This is a genomic window from Streptomyces sp. NPDC017936 (assembly GCF_044328485.1).
GTDB lineage: Bacteria > Actinomycetota > Actinomycetes > Streptomycetales > Streptomycetaceae > Streptomyces.
In genome coordinates this window covers 369,790-377,234 of record NZ_JBIRHK010000008.1, presented here as the reverse complement: position 1 = coordinate 377,234, position 7,445 = coordinate 369,790, and the positions used below count along the sequence as shown (strand labels likewise).

General features: G+C 73.3%; 6 protein-coding genes. 1 reads left to right on the top strand and 5 read right to left on the bottom strand.

Annotated elements, in window-relative coordinates; all coding sequences use genetic code 11:
* Positions 1–116 precede the first annotated feature (116 nt).
* The 4 genes from ACH4F6_RS19535 to ACH4F6_RS19520 all read right to left on the bottom strand — a co-directional run bounded on the left by ACH4F6_RS19535 (position 117) and on the right by ACH4F6_RS19520 (position 4,644).
* Positions 117–917, bottom strand: coding sequence for a polysaccharide deacetylase family protein (locus ACH4F6_RS19535; RefSeq protein ID WP_397961462.1), 801 nt, complete (start codon positions 915–917; stop codon positions 117–119).
* Positions 914–1,918 (bottom strand): glycosyltransferase family 2 protein, encoded by a 1,005-nt coding sequence (locus tag ACH4F6_RS19530; RefSeq protein ID WP_397961536.1) that lies wholly within the window; start codon positions 1,916–1,918, stop codon positions 914–916. The genes ACH4F6_RS19535 and ACH4F6_RS19530 overlap by 4 nt, the downstream gene beginning before the upstream one ends.
* Before the next feature lie 71 nt (positions 1,919–1,989).
* A complete protein-coding gene (locus tag ACH4F6_RS19525) occupies positions 1,990–2,820 on the bottom strand; it encodes a glycosyltransferase family 2 protein (protein ID WP_397961460.1) in 831 nt (276 codons plus the stop codon).
* Between the two features lie 618 nt (positions 2,821–3,438).
* Positions 3,439–4,644 carry a S8 family peptidase gene (locus tag ACH4F6_RS19520; protein WP_397961459.1) on the bottom strand — a complete coding sequence of 402 codons (1,206 nt, stop codon included), beginning with the start codon at positions 4,642–4,644 and terminating at the stop codon, positions 3,439–3,441.
* 307 nt (positions 4,645–4,951) lie between these two features.
* Between ACH4F6_RS19520 and ACH4F6_RS19515 the strand changes: the two genes are divergently transcribed.
* Positions 4,952–5,758, top strand: coding sequence for an SGNH/GDSL hydrolase family protein (locus ACH4F6_RS19515; protein WP_397961458.1), 807 nt, complete (start codon positions 4,952–4,954; stop codon positions 5,756–5,758).
* A 4-nt stretch (positions 5,759–5,762) separates the two neighbouring features.
* Here ACH4F6_RS19515 and ACH4F6_RS19510 read toward each other — a convergent pair whose 3' ends face one another.
* Entirely contained in the window at positions 5,763–7,397 is a 1,635-nt protein-coding gene (locus ACH4F6_RS19510; RefSeq protein WP_397961457.1) for a serine/threonine-protein kinase, read from the bottom strand.
* Between the last annotated feature and the right edge of the window lie 48 nt (positions 7,398–7,445).

Here is a 7,445-nt window from a genome sequence, read left to right as displayed (position 1 = left end):
GTCCCGGGGGGGGGGGCGGGGGGGGGGGGGGGGGGGGGGGGGGGGGGGGGGGGGGGGGCCGGGCCGGCGGCGGGGGGGGGGGGGGGGGGGCGGCCCCCCGCCCCCCCCCCGCCGGCTCAGCCGAGGGCCCCGACGGCCCTGCGGCGGATCCGCCGGGCCCCGCGGACCACCGCGTACCCCTTGGTGAGGGCGCGGTCCCGGGCGAAGGCGCGGGCGACGGCCCGGCCGTCGAGGAGCCGCCCGAACTCCTCGGCGTCCGTGCCGCGCCGCACGGTCACCCGCCGCAGGGCGTACGGGCCCTGGGCGCGGCGGGCGAGGGAGTTGCCGACGGCGAGGGCCTGGGCGAACCCGTTCTCCCGCACCGCCGTGCGCACCCGCCGGCTGGAGTAGCCGTACGGGTAGGCGAACGACACGGGCGGGGCGCCCAGTTCGCCGGCGACGACGTCCCGGCAGCGGGTCAGCTCGGCGCGCAGGGCGGTGTCGTCGATCTGGTCGAGCTGCGGGTGGGTGTGGCTGTGGCCGCCGATCTCCACGCCGGCGTCCGCCAGTTCGCGCACCTGCCGCCAGTCCAGCATGGCGTCCGGGCCGCCGCCGGTGTCGTACGCGCCCCGGAGCCAGCCGGTGGACACGAACAGGGTGGCCGGGAAGCCGTGTCCGGCCAGGGCGGGGAGGGCGTGGCGGTGCACGCCCTCGTAGCCGTCGTCGAAGGTGATCAGGACGGGCCGGGCGGGCAGCGGCCGGCCGGAGCGCCAGCGGGCGGCGAGGCCCGCGGTGGTGAGCGGGGTGAGGCCGCGGTCCGCGATCGCCGCCATCTGTTCGCCGAACGCCTCCGGAGTGACCGAGAGGGCACGGGTGGCGTCGTTCGGTTCGGCCGCGACCGCGTGGTACATCAGGATCGGCACCCGCGCGTCCGTCATGCGGCGTCCCCCTCCCGCACGGCGGCGCCGGCCCCGGTCACCTCGCCGATCCGCACCACCGGGAACGTCGTCCCGTGGCGCCGGGCCCGGACGCTGCCCACCACGTAACCGCCGGCGGCGGTCAGGACGCCGGCGACGATCGCGCCCGCGCGGCGGGCCCCGCCGGAGCGGCCCAGGAACTGGTCGCGCAGGCCGCGGGCGACGCCGGCCGGCAGCACGCGGGTGGCGTACCGGCGTTCGGACTCCAGGCCCTTGCCGGTGCCGACGCTGCGGGCGACGAGGGCCTTGGACAGGCCTTCGGCGTAGGCGCGGGTGCGGAAGTAGGCGAAGTGCTCGCGGGCCGCGGGCACCTTGTGGTGGATCACCGCGCGGTCGTCGACGAGGAGGATCGCGTCGGGTCTCGCGCGGCCGATCCGGATGCACAGCTCCGTCTCCTCGCCGCCCAGCGGCCGCTTGTCGCCGTCGCGTCCGATGCCGGTGGCGAAGCCGCCCGCGACGTCGAACGCCTCCCGCCGGAACGAGGCGTTGCCGCCGAGGACGTTGCGCACCCGCACCCGGCCGGCGGGCAGGCCCCGGTAGGAGCAGCCCACCACCCAGTCGAACTCCTCGGGGAACCAGTCGGGCCGCCGGCCGGAGGACCACACGGGCACCGCCCGTCCGCCGACCGCCATCACCCGCGGGTCGCGGTAGGGGTCGGCGAAGCGGCGCAGCCAGTCCCGTTCGGCGACGGCGTCGTCGTCGAGGAAGGCGACGATCGCGCCGTGCGAGGCGGCGACGCCGGTGTTGCGGCCGGCCGACAGTCCGCGCGGGCCCGCGTTGGGCAGCACCCGGACCTCGTCGGCCCCCTCGTACTCCTTGGTCAGCCGGTCCAGGAGGGTCGGGTTGTGGTCGACGACCAGCAGGGTCTCCAGGGCGGGCCGGGTCTGGGCGCGCACCGAGGCGACCGCCGCGAGGATGTCCTCCCAGCGGTCCTCGGTGTAGACGCAGACGACGACGGAGATCGTGTCGCGGTCACCGTCCGGGTCACCGTCCGGGAGCCGGGCCGAAGCGGCGGCCGGGGTGCCGTCCGTGCTCAAGACGCCTCTCCCCGGACGGTGTCGAGCAGGGGCGAGCGGTGTCCGCCGCGGCGCAGCGACCGCCGGTTGGACCGCTCCTCGAGGATCACCCGCAGCACCCGCAGCCCGTCGCGCACGGCGCGCAGGTTGCTGACGCCGTGGATGCGCAGGTACTCGTGGCTGGGGATCTCCTGCACCCTCAGCCCCGCCTTGACGACCCGGATGTTCATCAGGGTCTCGACCTCGAAGCCGGTGCAGTCGAGGTCGATCTTGTCGAGGCAGTGCCGCCAGAAGGCGTTGTAGCCGTAGCACAGGTCGGTGTAGCGGGCGCCGAACTTGCGGTTGACGACGGCGCACAGGACCCGGTTGCCGAGCCGGCGGACGAAGGTCATGTCGTCGGTGCCGCCGCCGTTGGCGAAGCGGGAGCCCTTGGCGAAGTCGGCGCCGGAGACGAGGGCGGAGACGTAGGACACGATCTCGTTGCCGTCGGCCGAGCCGTCGGCGTCGACCATCACGATGATGTCGCCGGAACAGGCCTCGAAGCCGGTGATCAGGGCGTCGCCCTTGCCACGCCCCCGCTGCCCGACGACCTTGACGCCGGGCCACAGTTCGCGGGCGACCTCGACGGTGCCGTCGGTGGAGTTGCCGTCGACCAGGACCACTTCGTGGATCCAGTCCGGCAGGGACTTGAAGACGTACGGAAGGTTCTCGGCCTCGTTCATCGCCGGGATCACGACGCTCACGGGCGGCGTGATGGCCAGGTGAGAGGAGATGGGCCGGTACGTGCCGACGGTGGACGGAGCCTGGAGATCCTGGCCCGGTGTCGCCGGCTGCAGAACGGAACTCATGAGTCTGGTCCCTCTCGTCCGGTGGGCCGCCCTCCCCCGGGCGGCCCGGATCCACGTCCGGTTCGAAAGGGGGGTTGTTTTCCCACCCACGGCCGCACGGCACGACGGAAGACCTCTCCGTCGCACCCTCGGCACGGCATGGCGGAGGGACTCTCCGCGCACGCCGGGGTGAGCCGGCAAAGCCGGCCGGCCCCCGGAAAACGGCAGCCGACTGCGCGGCACGACCCGGCCACCACTGCGGTCACCGGGCACGGCACCCCCCTGCCGCGCCCCGCGCCGGAACCGTCGCGGTCCTTGAGCCCTCCCCTAGAGCCGCTTGCTGACGGTCCGATGCGGGTGAGATGTCTGACGGTATTGACGATTGCGCCCGTATGGCAAGACCTGGAGAGAGACCTCACCTTTTTGTTCGTTTGACCGTTACACAACGGGTCGTCCGGTGGTGAAGACGGACAAGTGTGATCAGGGACCTGACATAAACGTTCCCCGGAGGCGTCGTGGGCCTCCGGGGAACGGTGGTGTCGACTCCCGCCCGTATCGCGCGAGTCGGGGTGCTCTTCTCGTCAGGAGCCGGGAATCACTCCGCGTCGGGAGCCGGTTCGCCCCGCGACGGGAGCCGGATCACGGAACGATCTTCAGCAGGCGGTTCGGGGAGCCGGTGCCGGCGCTGGTGACCTTGCCGGTGGTGGCGCCGTTGACCAGGGCCGTGGCGACCTGGGCCGGGGTGGCCGAGGTGTGGCCCGCGAGGTAGACCGCGGCCGCGCCCGCGACGTGCGGGGTCGCCATCGACGTGCCGGAGATGGTGTTGGTCGCGGTGTCGCTGGTGTACCAGCCGGCCGTGATGGAGGAGCCGGGGGCGAAGATGTCCAGGGCCGAGCCGTAGTTGGAGTAGCTGGCCTTGGCGTCGGTGCTGGTGGTGGCGCCGACGGTGATGGCCTCGGTGACGCGGGCCGGGGAGGACGAGGAGGCGGTGGTGCTGCTGTTGCCCGCCGCGACGGCGTAGGTGACGCCGCTGGCTATGGAGCGGCGCACGGCCGCGTCCAGGGTGGTGGAGACGCCGCCGCCGAGGGACATGTTGGCCACCGAGGGACCGGAGTGGTTCGCCGTCACCCAGTCGATGCCCGCGATGACGCCGGCCGTGGTGCCGGAGCCGCTGTTGTTCAGCACCCGGACCGCCACGATCTTCGCCTTCTTGGCGACGCCGTACGTGGAGCCCGCGATGGTGGTGGCGACGTGGGTGCCGTGGCCGTTGCCGTCCTGGGCGACGTTGTCGCCGTCGACGGCGTCGTAGCCGTTGGTGGCCCGGCCGCTGATCTGGGAGTGCGTGATGCGGACGCCGGTGTCGATGACGTAGGCCGTCACCCCGCTGCCGCCGGAGTCCGGGTAGGTGTAGGTGCCGGACAGCGGGAGCGAGGTCTGGTCGATGCGGTCCAGGCCCCAGGGGGCGCTGGACTGCGTGGTGTCCACGTGGACGGTCTGGTCCTGCTCCACGACGGCGACCGCGGGGTCGGCGGCCAGTCTCTTCGCCTCGGCGGCGGAGAGGGTCGCGGTGTAGCCGTTCAGCGCGGCGCCGAACGTCTTCTTCACCGAGCCGCCGTAGCTCTTGATGAGGTCCTTGCCGGTCACCGAGGACGCCTTGAAGCCGGCGTCCTGCTTGAGGGTGACGATGTAGCTGTCCTTGACGGCGGTGGGGGAGCCGGCCGCGAGGACCCTTCCCTCGGCCGGGGCGGCCTGGGCGGGGAGCGCGGTCAGTCCGCCGACGAGGGCGGCGGCCGCCACGGTGGCGGCGGCGGAGACGCGGACCTTGTTGCTGCGAAGGTGTGCCATTACGAGGGAGTCCTCCTCTAGGCGGCGCACGCCGGGGTGGGGGCGTGCGTCTGTGGGGGGTGCGCGCGGAGTCGGCGCACACGGCGTCGAGCGTCGCGGCGTGCCGCTCTCGGCCGGGGTAAAGACTCCGTCATCTACCGCCGTAGAACAAGGGTGTTGAAGGACAGTCAACAAATTTGACGTGCACACGTAACAAATGAGGGGTGATCGACCGGTTCACGGTCGAGAAGTTTTGGCATGAACACTTCCCGTCAACGCGCGTAGTTGGTACCAAGGTTGCGGCAGAGATCCTGCTAAGGGAGGTTCCATGAGACGTTCCCGAATTGCCGTACTCGTCAGCTCGCTCCTCCTCGCCGTCGGCGCCGCACTCACCGGGGCGGCCCCGGCGCAGGGAGCCCAACTCGCCGCGACCGGGGGCTATGTGGCCCTCGGTGACTCCTACTCCTCAGGCGTCGGAGCCGGCAGCTACATCAGCTCCAGCGGCGACTGCAAGCGCAGCACGAAGGCGTACCCGTACCTCTGGAACGCCGCACACGCCCCCGCCTCGTTCTCGTTCACCGCTTGCTCGGGTGCTCGAACGGGTGATGTTCTGTCCGGACAGCTCGGCCCGCTCAACTCCTCCACCGGCCTCGTCTCCATCAGCATCGGCGGCAACGACGCCGGCTTCGCCGACGTCATGACCACCTGCGTCACCAGCTCCGACAGCACCTGCGTCAGCCGCATCAACACCGCACGCGCCTACGTCAGTTCCACGCTCCCCGGCCAGCTCGACAGCGTCTACTCGGCGATCCGCTCCAAGGCGCCCGCCGCCCGCGTCGTCGTCATCGGCTACCCCCGCTTCTACCAGCTCGGCACGACCTGCCTGGGCCTGTCCGAGACCAAGCGCAGCGCCATCAACAACGCTTCCGACCTCCTCAACAGCGTCACCGCTCAGCGCGCGGCCGCCCACGGCTTCGTCTTCGGCGACGTCCGCACCACCTTCAGCGGCCACGAGATCTGCTCCGGCAGCTCCTGGCTGCACAGCGTCAACTGGCTCAACATCGGTGAGTCCTACCACCCGACCGCGTCCGGTCAGTCGGGTGGCTACCTGCCCGTCCTGAACAGCGCCGCCTGAGCCGTCACTCCGAGGGTGACGCGGAGGGGGAGGCCTCGCCCGACGGGGCCTCCGTCTCGCAGGTCACCGAGAACGGCACCGAGTCCGACGTCGTCCGCCGCGGCTCGCGGACCTCGACGGCGATCGCGTTCCGGTACGTGCCGCTCCCGGCGTACGTCGTCACGGTCACCTGATCCTGCTTCGACGTCCCGCCGCCCGCCGGGAAGTCGAGCGTCCTCCAGCCCGCGTCCGCGAGCCCGCCGTCCTGCGCCACCCAGCGGTAGGACACCTGGGCGGGCAGCCGGCCCACCGTGATGGTCGCCGTGAAGGCGGGCGCCCCCTCGCCCGGCGGCGGACAGGCGCCGGAGTAGTCCGTGTGCCGTCCGCTGACGGTGACCGTGACGGACTGCGGCGCCTCGCTCGTGGCGCTCGCGCTCGCGCTCTCGCTGCGGCTCGGTCCCGGCGAGGACTTCTCACCGCTCTCCGTGGCGCTCGGCCGGGGCGACGCGGTGAGGCTCACGCCCTGCGACGGGCTGTCGGCGACGCCCCCGCCGGCGCCGTCGTCCCCGCCGTCCCGGTTCAGCAGCGCGTACGTCAGTCCGGCGACCGCCAGCGCCAGGGCCACCACGCCCGCGACCAGGACGCCTGCGGCGCGCCGGTCACCGCCCGGCTCGGTCCGGGCGGCCGTCGTGGGCCCGGCCGGCGCGGGGGGCGTCCGGTGCCGTGCGGGGAGCGGCTCCGTCCCCGCGGTCGGCGGCAGGCCCGCGACCGTCGGCGAGTACGGCGTCGTCCGCACGGTGCCGGCGTGCGGGGCGCCTCCCCCGGAGGGGGCACCCCCGGCGGCCACCAGCCGCAGGTCCCGCTCGGCGCGGTCGGCGGGCAGCCGCTCGCCCGGGTCCTTGCGCAGCAGCCCCTCGATCACCGGGGCGAGCGGGCCCGCCCGGCGCGGCGGCGGCAACTCCTCGTCGACGATGGCGCGCAGGGTGCTCAGCGGAGTGTCCTGACGGAACGGGGAGCAGCCCTCGACCGACGCGTACAGCAGCACGCCCAGCGACCACAGGTCCGACTCGGGACCCGGCGTGCGCCCCAGCGCCCGCTCCGGCGCGAGGAACTCGGGGGAACCGATGACCTCACCGGTCATGGTCAGCGCGGAGGTGCCCTCGACGGTGGCGATGCCGAAGTCGGTGAGCACGACCCGGTCGTCGTTCGACAGCAGCACGTTGGCCGGCTTCACGTCCCGGTGCAGCACCCCCGCCTCGTGCGCGGCCCGCAGCGCGGCCAGCACCTCGGCCCCGATGTGCGCGGCCCGGGCCGGCGCCAACGGGCCCTCGGCGTCCAGCAGATCGGCGAGCGAGATGCCCCGCACCAGCTCCATGACGATCCACGGCCGTCCGTCCTGCGTGGCCACGTCGTACACCGTCACGACGTTCCGGTTCGCGACCCGGGCCGCCGCCCAGGCCTCGCGCTCCAGCCGGGCGTACATCCGCTCGACGTCGCTCGCCGGGAGCCCGGCCGGCGCGCGCACCTCCTTGACGGCGACCTCGCGGTGCAGCACCTCGTCCCGGGCCCGCCACACCGTGCCCATGCCGCCCTCGCCGAGCGGGGACACCAGACGGTAGCGGCCGGCGATCAGACGTTCACGGCCCGGTTCTTCGGACACCGCGCACCCCATTCACGATTCGCATCCGGGCGGATACCTCCACAAACG

Bases quoted from the DNA above. Each gene is read 5' to 3' on its own strand.
- ACH4F6_RS19535 (WP_397961462.1), bottom strand. From the start codon at position 917: ATGACGGACGCGCGGGTGCCGATCCTGATGTACCACGCGGTCGCGGCC.
- ACH4F6_RS19525 (WP_397961460.1), bottom strand. From the start codon at position 2,820: ATGAGTTCCGTTCTGCAGCCGGCGACACCGGGCCAGGATCTCCAGGCT.
- ACH4F6_RS19520 (WP_397961459.1), bottom strand. From the start codon at position 4,644: ATGGCACACCTTCGCAGCAACAAGGTCCGCGTCTCCGCCGCCGCCACC.
- ACH4F6_RS19515 (WP_397961458.1), top strand. From the start codon at position 4,952: ATGAGACGTTCCCGAATTGCCGTACTCGTCAGCTCGCTCCTCCTCGCC.